Origin of the sequence: Mycobacterium sp., assembly GCF_025965855.1 — a bacterium.
In the GTDB taxonomy this organism is placed as follows: domain Bacteria; phylum Actinomycetota; class Actinomycetes; order Mycobacteriales; family Mycobacteriaceae; genus Mycobacterium.
In genome coordinates, this window is the sequence record NZ_JAOPWB010000082.1 from 1 (window position 1) to 15,480 (window position 15,480).

The window sequence follows — 15,480 nt, forward strand, 5'->3', positions numbered from 1 at the left end:
CGTCACTGTTCTCTGACAGGCATCCGGTGGTTATTGACATGGGTGGCGCGGTCGCTCAGCGCAGCATGCCAAAGCCCAAGCTGTCCAAGGAACTCAGTGCCATGTCAGCAGAGCTTGAGTCGAGGCGGCGCAAGATGGAACGCGAGGACCACCGGCTCACCGTCGAGGAGGCGCGAATCAGATTGCGTATGCGCGAGCTGGCTATGCGCGAGTCATCGGTTGAGGCGCGAAGCCTGCCTGTTGAGTTCCTTCGCGACCCCTACGGCAACGCGATTGATTGGCATCCGGGGCATCAATGAGAATCCCTTTGCCCACCAACAAACGGCCCGCAGAAGCGATCTGGGGGCCAAACAGAACGTGCCCAGGCCGAACGGGTTTCCTCCGGCCCACGGCGCTGGCCGATCACCAGATCCGGCACCTTCACCGGGGCTTTCCGGTCAAAGCCAGCCCCGACGATTTCCTTTCCCGGATCTGGTGTGCCGGTTCAAGTTTCGAGAGGGGAGGTGATGGCACACAAGTGACCAGGGTCACGAAGCGGCTTCTCCGAACAGGCGTAATCGGGCCGCTGCTATCACTGCCTCGGCTTCTGCAATTACTGCTTCTGCTGCCGCCTTGGCTTCTGCCGGTGCCGCTACTGCCTCGGCTTCTGCTGCCTCGGCGCGGCGCGCCGCGTCTCCGCGTGCCTTCGCCAGCGCGCAAATCAACATCCCGGCGCAGGCTACGACGGCCACCACCGGTCCCGCTGCGGCGGTGACGATGAACGCAAAGGAAAAGCTCAAGACAATGAGCCGAATAAGCCTCCTCATCATCATGGAGGTTAAGTCGGCTGGTACCGCATGAACGTTACCTAGGACCCGCAGGAGATCCACCACGAGGAACCCGGTGAGCCGGTGACCATGGGCCTGGTGAAGCGTGTCATCGACGAGAGTCGACTTCTAACTCGACTGTTGTGTTTGTGCCGACGGTGCCGTATTCAATCACTGTATCGACTTCGTGCCCCCAACTCGGCCACCTCGGCGCCCCCCGGTCAAGCTCGTGGCGTTCATCTAGCAGCGCATCCGCCACGTCTATCGACGGCAGCGGACCACCCCGCTCCCGAGTCGCGCGGCGGAGCGCCGCTACCAATCGGCAGCTCGGCGTCGATAGTCTTCGAGGTCGCGCATCCGCGGAGCGTAGGTCGGTGCTGCGGCGACGGCACTTCACCCCGGCGCCCTCATTCACTGGTTCAGCCCCGCGGCTGGCTGCGTATGGTGAGCTGGTGGAGGGCACGCCGTTCGGGCGTTATCGCCTTGTCGAGTTGTTGGGCCGCGGCGGCATGGGCGAGGTGTGGCGCGCGCACGACACGTCGACCAACCGGACCGTGGCAATCAAGTTGCTGCCGCCACACCTGGCCCAAGACGACACGTTCGTGAAACGCTTCCGCCGGGAAGCAGAAGCGGCCGCACGGCTGAACAGTCCACACGTCATCCCGATCCACGACTACGGCGAGATCGACGGCCGGCTATTTGTGAATATGCGACTGGTCGAGGGCCGCGACCTAGAAGAGGTACTGGCCGACGGGCCGCTGGAGCTGGGCCGGGCGGTGCGGATCATCGAGCAGGTGGCCAAGGCGCTGCAGGCCGCGCACAAGATTGGTCTGGTGCACCGGGACGTGAAACCGTCCAACATTTTGCTCGATGAGGATGATTTCGCGTATCTGATCGATTTCGGCATCGCCCGCGCCGCCGACGAGACCCGATTGACCGGCACCGGCAGCATCATCGGCAGCTGGCCCTACATGTCCCCGGAGCGCCTTCGAGCCGGCCAGATCGACGCCCGCTCCGACATCTACGCGTTGGCGTGCGTGCTCTATGAGTGTCTGACCGGCAGCACCCCTTATCCCGGAGACAACTTCGAACAGCAAATCACCGCGCACTTGACGGAGCCGCCGCCGCGCCCGTCGAGCACCGATCCCAACATGCCTGTCGCACTCGATCCGGTGATCGCCACCGGCATGGCCAAAGACCCCGGACAGCGTTATGCCACCACCGTCGAATTAGCCAACGCCGCCCACGACGCCATCACCACGCCGCTGGCACCCAGCGAACCCACCCTGCTTGCCGACCAGACCCGACCCGCGTCGGCACCCGCGGCGCGGCAACAGGCAGCCGAACCGACCCAACCCGCGACCCAACAAAGCCCACCCGACGATGGTGCCGGTTCGCCGTATCACCTGCTGGAAACCCAACCTGCTGACCACCCGCCCTCTGTGACGGGCCTAACGACATCGCGGCCGTGGTGGCAGCGCCAACGCCGGGAGGTGAAGGTGGCGCTGATCGCCGGGACCGTCGTGATCCTGGCCGCCGGCACCGGCATTACCGGCTACCTGCTACGACCACACTCGCCCGCATCTCCAACCCAAACGGCGCAGCCCCCCACCACCACTCAACCCCCCACCACCACTCCGCCGGTCCCTCTTGTCGCGGAGGCCGCACTGGACGGGCTGCTGCTCAGCCCCGAGCAAATCAACAACGCCATGGGCACCAGCGGGATACCGCTTAACGAAACGGCAACCGTGATGTCCAACGACACCGCCCATGTGTCGCCCGAGGCTTGCCATGCGGTCGAGTCCGTTGCGGAGGCACCGGTCTACGCCGGCAGCGGGTGGAGGGCCGTGCGCGAACAGGTACTCGAAGAGCCGACCAAGAATTTCTCTCATACTGTCGATCAGGCTGTGGTGTTGTTTTCCTCTGTGCATGATGCGGCCGCGTTCTTCACCGCTTCGGCCCAACAGTGGCCGGCCTGCACGCAATACACCCTTGCTCCGAACGGCAAACGCGAACCGTGGACCGAGGGGCCGGTCTCCAACACGGACGGCACTCTGAGTGCCAGGGGAGCCCCTCAGTTGAATTCCAAAGGCTGGAACTGTGAACACGCGCTGGCCGCGGCCAACAACGTCGTCATCGACGTCATCGTATGCAGTTACAGCCAATCCGACTCCGCGGTCGTCATTGCGCGTCAGATCGCCGCCAAAGTGCCTACTTAAATGGGCCGCCGGTTGAGCGCCGGCTGACCGGGCCTCCTCGAATCTCTGACTTGCTGTAATACTGGTGCGCGACACTGGGATTGAACCAGTGCCCCAGCTCGGCGCGCACCCGGCCTAGCGCGGCCAGCACAGCGGGGTCATCGGGGTCATAGCCCCCGTCACGGATCGCAGCTCGTTCAATCGGCCTTCATCCAGCAGCGGATCCGCCACGTCTATCGACGGCAACGGCGCCCACCCCGCTCCCGAGCCGCGCGGCGGAGCGCCGCGACAATCGCAGCTCGGAATTCGATGGGTCTCGATGTCCCGCATGCGCGGAGCATATGATTGCGCGCCGCTGGCAGCACTTCACCGTTTTTGACGTGCTCTCTTTCGCAGGGCGGCCTGGCGAATCGACTCTGCGGGCTGGCGTGAAACGCTAGTATCCTGACCGTGGCAGTGGCGACGTGCTATGCGCGCAACGGCGAGGTCAGCATTGCCTACCAGGTGATCGGCCAAGGCGAGCTGGACCTGCTCTGGGTGCCGGGCTTCGCCTCGCACGTCGAGCTCTACCAGGCCGACCCCGCGATCCGGGCGTTCGAGCGCCGGCTGGCGTCGTTCGCGCGGCTGATCGTGTTCGACAAGCGCGGCACCGGCCTCTCGGACCCCGTAACGGGCGTCCCGTCGCTCGAGGAGCGGATGGAGGACATGCGCGCGGTGCTCGACGCCGTCGGGTCGGAGCGGCCGGCCCTCTTCGGCACCTCCGAGGGCGGGCCCGCGAGCGCGCTGTTCGCCGCGACCTACCCGGAGCGGACGCGGGCACTGATCGAGTACGGCACGATCGCGCGCGGGCGCAAGGACGCCCAGCACCCGTGGGGGCTGTCGCAGGATGCCTACGACAAGATGAACGCGGCGCTCGAGTCCTGGGGAGAGGGCCGCAGCCTCGAGGCCTTTGCGCCGAGCATCCAGCCGAACGCCGTTCAGCGGCTCGCGTGGGGGGCGTTCGAGCGTGCCGCCGCGAGCCCGGCGATGGCGCGGGCGATCATCCGCGCCTGGATGGACATCGACCTCGAGCCGATCCTGCCACTCGTTCGCGTGCCGACGCTCGTGCTGCACCGCACGGGCGACTTCCTCGACGTCGAGGGCGGGCGCTACATCGCGCAGCAGGTCCCAGGCGCACGCTACGTCGAGCTCGAGGGCAGCGACCATCTGCCGTGGATCGACTTCGAGCCGATCGCGGGCGAGATCGAGGAGTTCCTCACCGGTGCTCGCCACGCCGTGCGGCCCGAGCGGGCGCTGGCCACCGTGCTCTTCACCGACATCGTCGACTCCACGCGCCGGGCTGCCGAGCTGGGTGACGGGCCATGGCGCGATCTGCTCGACCGGCACGACGCGCTCGTCCGCGACGAGTTGCGCCGCCACGACGGCCGCGAGGTGAAGACGACCGGTGACGGCTTCCTCGCCACCTTCGGCGGTCCGGCCGCGGCGATCCGCTGCGCACGCGCCATCATCGAAGAGGTGCGCTCACTCGGGCTCGACACGCGGGCCGGCATCCACACCGGCGAATGCGAGCTGCGCGGCACCGACGTCGCGGGGATGGCCGTCCACATCGGTGCGCGCATCGGCGCGCTCGCAGCTCCCGGCGAGGTGCTCGTCTCGGGCACGGTCAGGGACCTGGTCGTCGGGTCGGTCATCGAGTTCGCCGACCACGGCGAGCACGAGCTGAAAGGCGTGCCGGGGCGATGGCGCGTGTTCGCCGTGGCCGACCACGCGGCTGCGGGCCAGGCGACCGCCGGGGTCTTGCAGCAGCGCGAGCCGCTGTTCGCAGCGCTCGCGCGCCGTGCGCCGGCCGTATCGCGTGCGGTGCTGAGCGCGACGCGGCGCCGGCGCTAGGCGCTAGCGCCGCCCCAAGCGGCCGCGAGCTCGGCGACCTTGCGGATCACGTCGCCGGTGCCCACCACGTGCTTCGTCATCCCGAGCTCCTTCGGCTCGAGGCCGAGCGCCAGGCCGAGTATCTGGGGCAGGTGACGAGGCGGTCCGCCTGTGGGTGGAGTCATACCAGGGCGAAGTCTTGGGCGAGTTGTACTTTGCCCGGGTAGCGGAGCGCATCACGGACCCGGCGCTGCGCGCGAAGATCGACTTGTTGACGTCCTCGAGGCGCTGCACCAAGGAGCTGCTGGAGCCGGTGATCAGGCGCTTGGGCGTCCCTGCGACGGCAGCGGCCCACCCCGCTCCCGAGCAAGACAGATGAAATGGGCGTCTAGGCGTCACGGCTGGTCATCGGGGTCGTAGATGTGGCGAGGTTTTAGTCGGCAGCGGCGCGCATCCGCTCCGACAATCGAAGCAGATCATTCTCGCCGACCCCGCTGGGCAGGATGTAGGCCAGCTGCCGTAACTCGTTCAGCATAGTTGCCGCAACTCCTGGCGGAGCCGCGCTTCAAACAGTGAGCACGAAGCCCATGTCACGCCGCCTGGTCACGCTCGATCCGTTCGCGCTCCAGTTCGAGCAGCTGCTCAAGCAGTGTGCGGATGGCGCGCAATTCCTTGTGGAATCCGTCGAGCATCTTTTGGATGTCGCCGGGTTTCGGCAGTCCTACCATGACAACCTCCTGCGTTTCCCTTGGCCGCAGTGTCAGTGCGGCAGGGGCGGGCGTCTTAGTGCAGGCGGCTACTTCATTTTTGCGAAGGTGCTGCAACGAAGCGCTTGAAAGGCTTTCTAGTTGACCCTTCCCGCAGAAGCCAGTTCGGCACTCACCCGGTCTAGAGCTGCGATCAGTGCCCCCCTACACATCCATCGCCTTCCAGCCCACGTCTCGGATCATTTCCCCGAACCGCCTGGTGATCACCTGTTAACGTCCCCGTCAACTACGGGTCGGGACTGTAGCCGATGCGATCGGGGGGCTGTGGCGCACATGCGGCACAGCGGGTAAGCGTAGGAGCTAATGACTGCAGGCGGAGTGGGATGGGAGCCCGTGGAAAGACCTGAGGTTTCCCGATTCCCGCGGCGGTGGGTGTGGATCTTGGTGGCCGTTGCGGTGGTGGTGATCGTCGTGGTCGTGGCGGTCATTGTCTTGCGGGTGGATCGGAAATTCGACGCCGTGTGCGGTCCGGCGAGCTGGCGTGCCAGGTCCGCGATCACGGCGCGCTGGCCGGTGTCCTGGGTCTCGGCTAGGGCGATGCGTATGATCAGCGCGGTGCGCATATATCTGACGTGACATGGTGTTCTCCTAAAAATCATTTGCCAGGGTTGGCGCTAGGCAAGGATTTTTGCCGGTAACCGCTGGTAAACGACCTGGAGATATACCCCGGTGTATGCCGTTCAACTGTGAGCTTCTCGGACACAACCTGCACAGCCGCGGTTCGATGCGGGCATTCACGCGCGGCGGCTCTACCCACGCCCGCCTCTACACCCATCGCGGCGGAAAATGGGCGACCTTCTACTCCGAAACCGCGCTGGCCGAACAACTCAACTTCTTCCGCGACGTGCTGGGCGGCGGGCCGGGTGCCCGTGGCGTGCGCCTCGAAGTGCGCGAGGACCGCGACACCGTCACCGCGGTGCGCGAAGAAGCCGAATGGCCGCTCGCCCGGACCCGCTGGCGGCCAATCTATCTCGCGGGCGCCGGCGATCTGGCGCCCGAGCCGCCGACGGGGCCCGACAGCATCGCGTTCGAAACCGCTTCCAACGCAGCGGCGTTCAGCTGGACGGTGCCCGCGGACATCGAGCTGACCGGCCCGATGGCTGCCCGGTTGTGGGTCCAGCTGGACGGCTGCGACGACGCCAACCTGTTCGTCGGCGTGGAGAAGTGGCGCGACGGCCGGTTCGTCGGATTCGAGGGGTCGTACGGCTACGGCCGCGACCGCGTGACCACGGGGTGGCAGCGGGTCTCGCTGCGGGCGCTCGACCCCGCGCTTTCCCAGCCGTGGGAACCCGTCCCGGCATGCGCCGAGCCGCAGCCGGTCCCCGCCGGCGAGGTGGTCGCCGTCGACGTCGCGCTGGGCCCGTCGTCGACGCTGTTCCGCGGGGGCGAGCGGCTGCGTCTGGTGGTTGCCGGGCGCTGGCTGTGTCCGACCAATCCGCTGATCGGTCAGATGCCCGCGGCGTACGCCAACTCCCCGCGAGGTCGCGTCACCCTGCACTGGGGCCCGCGCCACGACGCGCATCTGCTGATCCCAGAGATTCCCTAGCGGGTGCCGAGCAGCTGCTCGCGGTGCTACCGCTAGATCCAGACGCCCTTGCCGACCGCGACCACGCCGCCGGCGCTGATCGCGAAGCGCTCGCGGTCCTTCTCCAGATCGACCCCGACCATCTCGCCGGGGCCGACGACGACGTTCTTGTCCAGGATCGCGTGACGCACAACCGCGCCCCGGCCGACCCGGGCGCCCGGCATGATCACGCTGCCCTCCACGATCGCGCCGTCGTCGACCACGACGTTCGACGACAGCACCGAATTGCGCACGGACGCCGCCGAGATGATGCTGCCGGCGCCCACCACCGACTCCTGCGCCGAACCGCCGTTGACGAACTTGGCCGGCGCCAGGTTCTCCGACTCGCCACGAATCGGCCAGCGCTTGTTGTACAGGTTGAACACCGGATGCACCGAGACCAGGTCCATGTGCGCGTCGTAGAACGCGTCCAGCGTCCCGACGTCACGCCAGTACCCGCGGTCGCGGTCGGTGGCGCCGGGCACCTCGTTATGGGAGAAGTCGTAAACCGCGGCCATCCCGTCGTCCACCAACCGCGGGATGATGTCGCCACCCATGTCGTGATCGGAGTTGTCGTCGTCGGCGTCGGCGCGGATCGCGTCGATCAGCACCTTGGTGGTGAAGATGTAATTGCCCATCGAGACGAAGGTTGTCGCCGGATCATCGGGAGTGCCCGGCGGCTCCCGTGGCTTCTCCACGAAATTGCGGATCCGGCCGGACTCGTAGGCGTCGATACAGCCGAATGCGCTGGCCTCGCCGCGCGGCACCCGGATTCCGGCCACGGTCGCGCCGGCCCCGCTGTCGATGTGGAACTGGACCATCTGCTCCGGGTCCATCCGGTACACGTGGTCGGCACCGAAAACCACTATGTAGTCCGGATCTTCGTCGTAGACCAGGTTGAGGGACTGATAGATCGCGTCGGCGGAGCCGGTGTACCACCGCGGGCCGAGGCGCTGCTGCGCCGGAACCGGGGTGATGTACTCGCCGGCCAGACCGGACAGCCGCCAGTTCTGCGAAATGTGGCGGTCAAGTGAATGTGACTTGTATTGCGTGAGAACGCAGATCCTCAAGTAGCGGGCATTGACGAGGTTGGAGAGCACGAAATCGATCAACCGGTAGGCGCCACCAAAGGGAACCGCGGGTTTGGCCCGGTCGGCGGTCAGAGGGTACAACCGCTTGCCCTCACCGCCGGCCAGGACAATGCCCAGCACGTGTGGCGCTTCCCTCATGGCTCCAAACTATCGGCCGCCGTCAACCGCTGCCAGGGGGAACCCAGCTGGCCGCTGTGCTGACGGGCTGTCGGTCAAGGTATTTGGCTTAGTGTTGGCCTAGCTTTTTCGACCCGATGCCACCCATTATTGCTCAGCCCCGACTCGCGGGCGGCACCGCCATCGAACTACGGTGCGGAGTATGCGGGTTGCGATGATGACTCGGGAGTACCCACCAGAGGTCTACGGCGGAGCCGGGGTACACGTCACCGAACTCGTCGCCCAGCTGCGCCGGCTGTGCGCGGTCGACGTGCACTGCATGGGCGCACCCCGTCCGGATGCCTTCGCGCAGCAGCCCGACCCGCGCATCCACGGCGCCAATCCGGCGCTGTCCACGTTGTCCGCGGACCTGATGATGGCCAACGCGGCGTCGGCGGCCACCGTCGTGCACTCGCACACCTGGTACACCGGCCTGGCAGGGCATCTGACCGCGTTGCTCTACGACATTCCCCACGTCCTGACCGCGCATTCGCTTGAGCCGCTGCGGCCATGGAAGGCCGAACAGCTCGGCAGCGGCTACCGGGTGTCGACGTGGGTCGAGCGGACAGCGGTGCTGGGCGCCGACGCCATCATCGCCGTCAGCTCGGCGATGCGCGAGGACATACTGCGCGTCTACTCCACGCTGGATCCGAGCCTGGTCCACGTCATCCGCAACGGGGTCGACACCAACGTCTGGTATCCCGCCGGTCCGATGGAAACCGGTTCCGTGCTGGCCGAACTCGGGGTCGACCCGACGAGGCCCACGGTGGCGTTCGTCGGACGGATCACCCGGCAGAAGGGCGTCGCCCTCCTGGTGGCGGCCGCGCACCGGTTCAGCCCGGAGGTGCAGTTGGTGCTGTGCGCGGGTGCCCCCGATACCCCCGAGCTGGCCGAGGAGGTTCGGGCCGCCGTCGCCAAGCTGGCCCGCAAGCGCGACGGGGTGTTCTGGATCCGCGAAATGCTACCGATCGGGGAGTTACGCGAAATACTCTCGGCAGCAACAGTTTTCGTGTGCCCGTCGGTGTACGAGCCGTTGGGCATCGTAAATCTCGAGGCGATGGCCTGCGCGACCGCGGTGGTGGCCTCCGATGTCGGCGGGATACCCGAGGTGGTCTCGGACGGGATCACGGGGTCGCTGGTGCGCTATGACGCCGACGACCCGACCGATTTTCAGGCCGAACTGGCCGAAGCGGTCAATGAACTAGTCGCCGACCCCGACAGGGCAAAGCGCTATGGCGAGGCGGGACGCCAGCGCTGCGTCGAGGACTTCTCGTGGGCGCACGTTGCCGAGCAGACGCTGGAGATCTACCGGAAGGTGTGCGAGTAAAGCCGCGTTAGCTGGTGACGCCCTTGAGTTCGTCACCCAGGGCGGCGGCTTCGTCGGGCGTCAGCTCCACGACCAGCCGACCGCCTCCCTCGAGCGGTACCCGCATAACGATGCCGCGCCCCTCCTTGGTTGCTTCCAAAGGACCGTCTCCGGTACGGGGCTTCATCGCCGCCATCGAGTGCTCCCTCCAGATTCGAGCTGGCCCGGCTTCGCGGACCTGGTCGGCGCCGAGCATGCCCCGCCAGTGGATTTCCAGCCATACCCGACATTGAACTGCCAAATCACCCCCCCATTGTTCCCTATCCGGGTCGGCAGTTACACAAAGACCCGCTTCTGAAGCCTCATAGGGCCCTCAAAGTGCTTCTGCGGGCACCCAGCAACCGCGAATATGGTCGTCGACCATGCCGGTCGCCTGCATCAGCGCATAGGCGGTGGTCGGCCCGACGAACCGGAAACCGCGGCGTTTCAGCTCCTGGGCCATCGCCTTCGATTCGGCGGTGGCCGACGGGATTTCGGACCCGTCGGCCGGGCGGGGGCGCGGTGACGGCGCGAACGACCACAGCAGCTTGGACAAGTCCTCGGACGATCCCAGCTCAGCGGCGGCGCGCGCGTTGGCGATCGTCGCGTCGATCTTGGCCCGGTTGCGGACGATTCCCACGTCGGCCATCAGCCGCTGCACGTCGCCGTCGGTGTAGCCGGCGACCGTCTCGATGTCGAACCCGGAGAAGGCACGCCGGAAGTTCTCCCGTTTGCGCAGGATGATCAGCCACGACAGGCCGCTCTGGAAGGCCTCGAGGCTCATCCGCTCGAACAACGCCACCCCGTCGTGCAGGGCGCGGCCCCACTCCCGGTCGTGGTAGTCGCGGTACATCTCGAAGTCCGGCCCGGGCCGAATGGCCGCCCAGCCGCACCGAACCAACCCTTGAACGCTCAAGTCGCTCACATTCTGTCCTGACGATCCCCGCCGTCCGCAGGTTCCACCGCACCGCGCCTGCCCTCGGTTTCGTTCTCGGCGGCCGACGGGGCGTGCACGGCCGCCAGCTGGCCGCGCAGCGCCTCGAGCTCGCGGGCGAGCCGGTCCAGCACCCAGTCCACCTCGCTCGTCTTGTATCCCCGCAGCACCTGGGTGAACTTGACGCCGTCGACGTCGGCGCCGGTGACGCCGTAGGCGGGCAGCACCGTCGCCGTCGTCCCACGGGGCAGGGGCGGCAACTGCTCTCCCCGACCGAACAGCAGGCTGGCCGCGCCGAACAGGACGATCGCCACCAGCACCAACACCACCAGGTACAGCAACACCAACGCCACGTCGTCGATATTGCCCTACGAAACCGACAAGCCGCCGACAACCCGGCGAGCGTGGGCCCTACCGGGGCCTGAGCCCGTTCATCGCCGGGCGGTCCGACAGCGACACCGGCGAGGTACGCGCGGTGTAGCCGTAACCGTCGGGGCCGTCGGGGAAGAACTGGGTCAGTCCCGCCCCGGAGTCGGGGATCCCGCACCGCGACAGCAGGGTCGCGATGACCTGGCGGCTCATCGCGCCGAGCTCGGCCAGCGGCCGGTTGCGGTGCGCCCGCACGCCGAGGTTGACCTGGGCGATCGCGTCCAGGCCGAGCCGGTCGAAGGTGTCCACCAGCAGGCCGATCTCCACGCCGTAGCCCGGTGCGAACGGCAGCGACGTCAGCAGTTCCCGGCTGGCCGCGTACTCGCCGCCGAGGGGCTGCAGGATGCAGCCCAGCTCCGGGCGCAGCGCCGCCAGCAACGGCCGCGCCACCAACTCGGTCACCCGGCCGCCACCGGTTGCACCCGCGCGGCCGCCCGCGTCGCCGACGCCCAGCGGCCGCCGATAAAAGCTCTTGACCAGATGAACGCCTTCGCAGGTGAGCAGCGGGGCCACCAGCCACGGCACGAACATCGGGTGTGGGTTGATCAGGTCGGAGTCGACGAACACCACGATGTCGCCGCTGGTGGCCGCGAGCGAGCGCCACAACGCCTCGCCCTTACCGGGCCGGACGGGCACCCCCGGCAACGCCTGCTCGCGGCTGACGACGCGGGCGCCGGCGGCGATCGCGCGGATCTCGGTGTCGTCCGTTGAGCCGGAGTCGAGCACGATCAGCTCGTCGACCAGGCCCCCCGAGTCCCGGACCAGCGGCGAGATGCTTTCGATCACCGACTCGACGGTGGCTTCCTCGTTGAGGGCCGGCAGCACCACGGAGATGGTCCGCCCGGCCTTCGCCTCTTCCAGTTCGCCGACCATCCGGCCGCGACGGCTCCAATTGCGGTCGGCCAACCAGACGTCCCCGGGCCGCGCGGCGAGCAGCCGATCGCGGGCCAAATCGCGGGCGATCAGTTCCGTCATGCAAGCCCCCTCACAGTGCGCGCCGGCGGGCGTATCCCCTGGATCGAGGAGACCATCTCCAGCGCCCGCCGGGTGGCCGCGACCTGGTGAACCCGAAACATCCGGACGCCGGCCGCCGCCGCCAGCGCGGTGGCCGCCAGCGTCCCCTCGAGCCGTTCGGTCAGTTCCACACCCAAAGTCTCCCCGACAAAGTCCTTGTTGCTCAACGCGAGCAAGACGGGCCATCCGGTGTTAACAAGATCGCCAACGTGGCGCAACAAGAGCAGCCCGTGGAAGGTGTTCTTGCCGAAGTCGTGGGCCGGGTCGATCAGCACCCGGTCGCGGGGCACCCCGGCCGCGACCGCCCGCTCGGCGGCGGCGGTCACCTGGCGAATCGCGTCGTCCACCACCCCGCGCGTGGTGGTTACGTAGCTCACCCGGAACGGACGGGTGCGCGGCAGCGCGCCGCCGGTGTGAGAACAGACCAGGCCCGCCCCGAACTCGGCGGCCACCTCGGGCAGGGCGGGGTCGACGCCTCCCCAGGTGTCGTTGATCAAGTCCGCGCCGGCGGCGCACGCCACTCTGGCCACCCCGGAGCGCCAGGTGTCGGCGCTGATCAGCTGGTCGGGGTAGGCGCCGCGCAGCCATTCGATGAAAGGCACCAGCCGCGCGATCTCGGTGTCCTCGTCGACGCTCTGGCCCGGACCCGCCTTGACCCCGCCGACGTCGATGACGTCGGCGCCGTCGGCGATGGCCCGGTGCGCGGCGTCCCGCGCGGCCTCGTCGCTGAAGGCCGCGCCCCGGTCGTAGAACGAATCCGGGGTGCGGTTGACGATCGCCATGATCAGCGGGCGATCCCCCGCGACCGGCCGGCCGCACAGAGTGGAATGCACGCAACCATGGTGCCTGGTCGCCGAAATCCATCGAGACTGCGCCCAGCGCTATCCGATATCGCGGAAGGACGCGCTGTGCGCAGTCTCGGCGCAACCACCGCAGACTCGACGGCACTCAGCCCTTCGGGCGCTTGCCCGCCGCAACCTCTTCCGGATATTCGTCGTAGAACGGGACGTAGCCCTCGTCGCGGCCGGCCAGCACATAGAGCGGATCTTCGACGCCGGAACCGTAGGCCTGCTCGCGCAGCTCCACCTTGCGGCTCTTGAAGGTCGAGGTGTGCTCCAGCGTGTTCACCACCCGCACGAACAACGGCAGCGCGTAGGCGGGCAGCTCGCCGTACACCGCGCGGGCCAACGACTGGCCGTCGAACTCGGCGCCGTCGCGCAGCTGGACCGCGGCCATCCCGGCGCGCCCACCGGTACGCGGAATCTCGACACCGAACACCGTGCATTCCTCGACCGAGTGGTCGGAGGCCAGCGCCGCCTCGACCTGCGTGGTGGCGACGTTCTCGCCCTTCCACCGGAACGTGTCGCCGAGCCGGTCGACGAACGCGGCGTGCCCCATGCCCTGCGGGCTCATCACGTCGCCCGAGTTGAACCAGCAGTCGCCCTCACGAAAAGCGTTGCGCACCAACTTCTTTTCGCTCGACTCCTTGTCGGTGTAGCCGTCGAACGGCTGCAGCCGGTTGACCGGGCTGAGCAGCAGCCCGGGCTGGCCGGCGGGCACCCGGCGCACGCGCCGCCTCTCGTCGCGCAGCGGCTCGCCGGTGTCCGGGTCGTATTCCACGTAGGCCAGCGGCATCGGGAAGACGCCGGTCGTCCTAGGCACGTTGAAGACGTTGATGAACGCGGTGTTGCCCTCGCTGGACGCGTAGAACTCGCAGACGCGCGCGATCCCGAATCGTTTCGTGAACTCGTCCCAGATCTCCGGGCGCAGCCCGTTGCCGGCGATCACCCGCACCTTGTGCGCGCGGTCGGTCGGCTTGGCCGGTTGGTTGAGCAGGTAGCGGCAAATCTCGCCGATGTAGATGAACGCGGTGGCCTCGGCGGCGATCACCTCGTCCCAGAACTTCGACGCCGAAAACGACTTGCCCAACGCCAGCGTCGCCCCGGAGTTGATCACCGACGCCAACGCCACCGTCAGCGCGTTGTTGTGGTACAGCGGCAGGCAGCTGTACAGCGTGTCGGAGCTCTTCAGCCGCAACCCGATGCCGCCGAACGCGGCCAGCGCCTTCAGCCACCGCAGGTGCGTCATCACGCTGGCCTTGGGGAAACCCGTCGTGCCCGAGGTGAAGATGTAGAACGCGGTGTCCCTGGCCTGCACGGCCGACGCCGACGCCGGGTTGGCGGCCGGAGCGCTGACGGCGAAGCGCTCCAAATCCTCGACCGTCAGCGTCTCGGTGGCTCCCGTGCCGCCGCTCTCGGCCACGGCGCTGACCAGATCGGTCTCCGCGATCAACACTTTGGCGTCCAGCAGGCCCAGGCTGTGCGCCAGCACCTCGCCGCGCTGGTGGTAGTTCATCATCCCGGCGACCGCGCCGCACTTGACCGCGGCCAGCATCGCCAGCACCGCGTGGGGCGAGTTGCGCAGCATGATCGCGACGACGTCGCCGCTGCCGACGCCGTGTGCGGCCAGCACCGCGGCGTACCGGTTGGCGGCCGCGTTGGCGTCGCGGTAGGTCACCTGCTGATCGCCGAACCGCAAAAAGACGCGGTCGCCGTAGCGGGCCGCCCGCTCCTGGAACACCGTGCCTATCGACTTGTGCGAGCCCGGCTGGGCCAGCAGCCCGGTCAGCGCGCCGCGCACGATCGCCGGCAGGTCGGCCAGCACTCCCGGCACCCGAGATGCGATGTCGGTCAGCCTGACGGCCGTGCGCGCTCCCGCGTCGTGGTCGGACACGTTTCCCTCTATTCCTGTGATTCGCCTCGGCGCCCGTCCGCTGGCCCTCAGGCGGGTGCGCACGCCTCCACTGCGGCACCCACCTTATCGACCAGCACCAACCGGTCCATCGCCGCTTGCGCGATGTACCCGCCGTCGAGCAATCCGCACAACCACAGCCACAGGCCTTCGTAATGCCCGAAGGGGTCCAGCATCACGATGGGTTTGTCGTGCACCCCGAGATAACCGGTGGTCCATGCGTCGAACAGCTCGTCCAGGGTGCCGACCCCGCCGGGCAGCACGATGAACGCGTCCGCGCGGCCTTCCATGATTTGCTTGCGCTCGTGCATGGTGTCGCTGACGATCAGCTCGTCGGCCTGGCTGTCGGCGACCTCGAGGCGCATCAAGTTCTGCGGAATGACGCCGACGGTCCGCCCGCCGCGGGCGCGTGCCGCGCTCGCCACCGCGCCCATCGCCGACACCCGGCCGCCGCCCCACACCAGCGTCCAGCCGCGCTCGGCGATCGCCTCGCCGAGTTCCCAAGCGAGTTCAAGCAATTCGGGGCGCTCGGGGCCGGACGCGCAATAAACGCACA

General features: G+C 67.7%; 17 protein-coding genes and 1 pseudogene. 7 read left to right on the top strand and 11 right to left on the bottom strand.

The features are described 5' to 3' along the window. A partial coding sequence (locus tag JWP83_RS06165; RefSeq protein WP_297727270.1) for a hypothetical protein occupies positions 1 to 299 on the top strand: 299 nt, incomplete at its 5' end. 228 nt (positions 300 to 527) lie between these two features. Here JWP83_RS06165 and JWP83_RS06170 read toward each other — a convergent pair. Continuing rightward, positions 528 to 872 carry a hypothetical protein gene (locus JWP83_RS06170; RefSeq protein WP_297727273.1) on the bottom strand — a complete coding sequence of 115 codons (345 nt, stop codon included), beginning with the start codon at positions 870 to 872 and terminating at the stop codon, positions 528 to 530. A 386-nt stretch (positions 873 to 1,258) separates the two neighbouring features. Between JWP83_RS06170 and JWP83_RS06175 the strand changes: the two genes are divergently transcribed. Together JWP83_RS06175 and JWP83_RS06180 are read left to right on the top strand one after the other, a co-directional pair. After that, complete coding sequence (locus JWP83_RS06175) at positions 1,259 to 3,025, top strand: serine/threonine-protein kinase PknH/PknJ (protein WP_297727276.1); 1,767 nt, start codon at positions 1,259 to 1,261, stop codon at positions 3,023 to 3,025. Between the two features lie 429 nt (positions 3,026 to 3,454). Next, positions 3,455 to 4,894, top strand: coding sequence for an adenylate/guanylate cyclase domain-containing protein (locus JWP83_RS06180; RefSeq protein ID WP_297727280.1), 1,440 nt, complete (start codon positions 3,455 to 3,457; stop codon positions 4,892 to 4,894). Here JWP83_RS06180 and JWP83_RS06185 read toward each other — a convergent pair. Then, positions 4,891 to 5,058, bottom strand: a complete 168-nt coding sequence (locus JWP83_RS06185) for a hypothetical protein (protein WP_297727283.1) — start codon at positions 5,056 to 5,058, stop codon at positions 4,891 to 4,893. The genes JWP83_RS06180 and JWP83_RS06185 overlap by 4 nt on opposite strands. Between JWP83_RS06185 and JWP83_RS06190 the strand changes: the two genes are divergently transcribed. Next, positions 5,049 to 5,252 carry a hypothetical protein gene (locus JWP83_RS06190; RefSeq protein ID WP_297727286.1) on the top strand — a complete coding sequence of 68 codons (204 nt, stop codon included), beginning with the start codon at positions 5,049 to 5,051 and terminating at the stop codon, positions 5,250 to 5,252. The two genes, JWP83_RS06185 and JWP83_RS06190, sit on opposite strands and share 10 nt — an antisense overlap. Before the next feature lie 211 nt (positions 5,253 to 5,463). On the opposite strand, the gene JWP83_RS06195 is transcribed toward JWP83_RS06190, so the two are convergent. Further along, positions 5,464 to 5,601, bottom strand: a complete 138-nt coding sequence (locus JWP83_RS06195; RefSeq protein WP_297727288.1) for a hypothetical protein — start codon at positions 5,599 to 5,601, stop codon at positions 5,464 to 5,466. 342 nt (positions 5,602 to 5,943) lie between these two features. On the opposite strand from JWP83_RS06195, the gene JWP83_RS06200 reads away from it, so the two are divergent. Together JWP83_RS06200 and JWP83_RS06205 are read left to right on the top strand one after the other, a co-directional pair. After that, entirely contained in the window at positions 5,944 to 6,216 is a 273-nt protein-coding gene (locus JWP83_RS06200) for a hypothetical protein (RefSeq protein WP_297727291.1), read from the top strand. A gap of 124 nt (positions 6,217 to 6,340) precedes the next feature. Then, positions 6,341 to 7,186: pseudogene (locus JWP83_RS06205) on the top strand (CocE/NonD family hydrolase); the annotation flags it as partial. A gap of 32 nt (positions 7,187 to 7,218) precedes the next feature. Here the strand turns inward: JWP83_RS06205 and glgC are convergent. Continuing rightward, on the bottom strand, positions 7,219 to 8,433 hold the full coding sequence (glgC, locus tag JWP83_RS06210; RefSeq protein WP_297727296.1) for a glucose-1-phosphate adenylyltransferase: 1,215 nt from the start codon (positions 8,431 to 8,433) through the stop codon (positions 7,219 to 7,221). A gap of 181 nt (positions 8,434 to 8,614) precedes the next feature. On the opposite strand from glgC, the gene glgA reads away from it, so the two are divergent. After that, positions 8,615 to 9,778, top strand: a complete 1,164-nt coding sequence (gene glgA, locus JWP83_RS06215; RefSeq protein ID WP_297727299.1) for a glycogen synthase — start codon at positions 8,615 to 8,617, stop codon at positions 9,776 to 9,778. Between the two features lie 7 nt (positions 9,779 to 9,785). Here glgA and JWP83_RS06220 read toward each other — a convergent pair whose 3' ends face one another. From JWP83_RS06220 to JWP83_RS06250, 7 genes are all read right to left on the bottom strand, one after another. Next, positions 9,786 to 9,953: a DUF3117 domain-containing protein gene (locus JWP83_RS06220; protein WP_003406247.1), complete on the bottom strand. Its 168-nt coding sequence runs from the start codon at positions 9,951 to 9,953 to the stop codon at positions 9,786 to 9,788. 177 nt (positions 9,954 to 10,130) lie between these two features. Continuing rightward, the gene (gene tag / locus JWP83_RS06225; protein WP_297727318.1) at positions 10,131 to 10,712 is read right to left on the bottom strand and encodes a DNA-3-methyladenine glycosylase I; all 582 of its coding nucleotides are present in this window, start codon (positions 10,710 to 10,712) and stop codon (positions 10,131 to 10,133) included. Between the two features lie 5 nt (positions 10,713 to 10,717). After that, complete coding sequence (locus JWP83_RS06230; RefSeq protein ID WP_297727302.1) at positions 10,718 to 11,083, bottom strand: DivIVA domain-containing protein; 366 nt, start codon at positions 11,081 to 11,083, stop codon at positions 10,718 to 10,720. A 58-nt stretch (positions 11,084 to 11,141) separates the two neighbouring features. Next, complete coding sequence (locus JWP83_RS06235) at positions 11,142 to 12,134, bottom strand: glucosyl-3-phosphoglycerate synthase (protein ID WP_297727305.1); 993 nt, start codon at positions 12,132 to 12,134, stop codon at positions 11,142 to 11,144. Beyond that, positions 12,131 to 12,955, bottom strand: a complete 825-nt coding sequence (gene folP / locus JWP83_RS06240; RefSeq protein ID WP_297727321.1) for a dihydropteroate synthase — start codon at positions 12,953 to 12,955, stop codon at positions 12,131 to 12,133. Before folP ends, JWP83_RS06235 begins: the two co-directional genes overlap by 4 nt. Before the next feature lie 166 nt (positions 12,956 to 13,121). Then, complete coding sequence (fadD6, locus tag JWP83_RS06245; protein ID WP_297727309.1) at positions 13,122 to 14,906, bottom strand: long-chain-acyl-CoA synthetase FadD6; 1,785 nt, start codon at positions 14,904 to 14,906, stop codon at positions 13,122 to 13,124. A 47-nt stretch (positions 14,907 to 14,953) separates the two neighbouring features. After that, positions 14,954 to 15,480 (bottom strand): TIGR00730 family Rossman fold protein (locus tag JWP83_RS06250; protein ID WP_297727312.1); only part of this gene is annotated, 527 nt, incomplete at its 5' end.

What these genes read in the sequence shown, in the direction of transcription:
- folP (WP_297727321.1), bottom strand. Translation starts at nt 12,955, where the DNA reads ATGGCGATCGTCAACCGCACCCCGGATTCGTTCTACGACCGGGGCGCG.
- JWP83_RS06185 (WP_297727283.1), bottom strand. Translation starts at nt 5,058, where the DNA reads ATGACTCCACCCACAGGCGGACCGCCTCGTCACCTGCCCCAGATACTC.
- glgC (WP_297727296.1), bottom strand. Translation starts at nt 8,433, where the DNA reads ATGAGGGAAGCGCCACACGTGCTGGGCATTGTCCTGGCCGGCGGTGAG.
- JWP83_RS06200 (WP_297727291.1), top strand. Translation starts at nt 5,944, where the DNA reads ATGACTGCAGGCGGAGTGGGATGGGAGCCCGTGGAAAGACCTGAGGTT.
- glgA (WP_297727299.1), top strand. Translation starts at nt 8,615, where the DNA reads ATGCGGGTTGCGATGATGACTCGGGAGTACCCACCAGAGGTCTACGGC.
- JWP83_RS06220 (WP_003406247.1), bottom strand. Translation starts at nt 9,953, where the DNA reads ATGGCGGCGATGAAGCCCCGTACCGGAGACGGTCCTTTGGAAGCAACC.
- JWP83_RS06195 (WP_297727288.1), bottom strand. Translation starts at nt 5,601, where the DNA reads ATGGTAGGACTGCCGAAACCCGGCGACATCCAAAAGATGCTCGACGGA.
- JWP83_RS06235 (WP_297727305.1), bottom strand. Translation starts at nt 12,134, where the DNA reads ATGACGGAACTGATCGCCCGCGATTTGGCCCGCGATCGGCTGCTCGCC.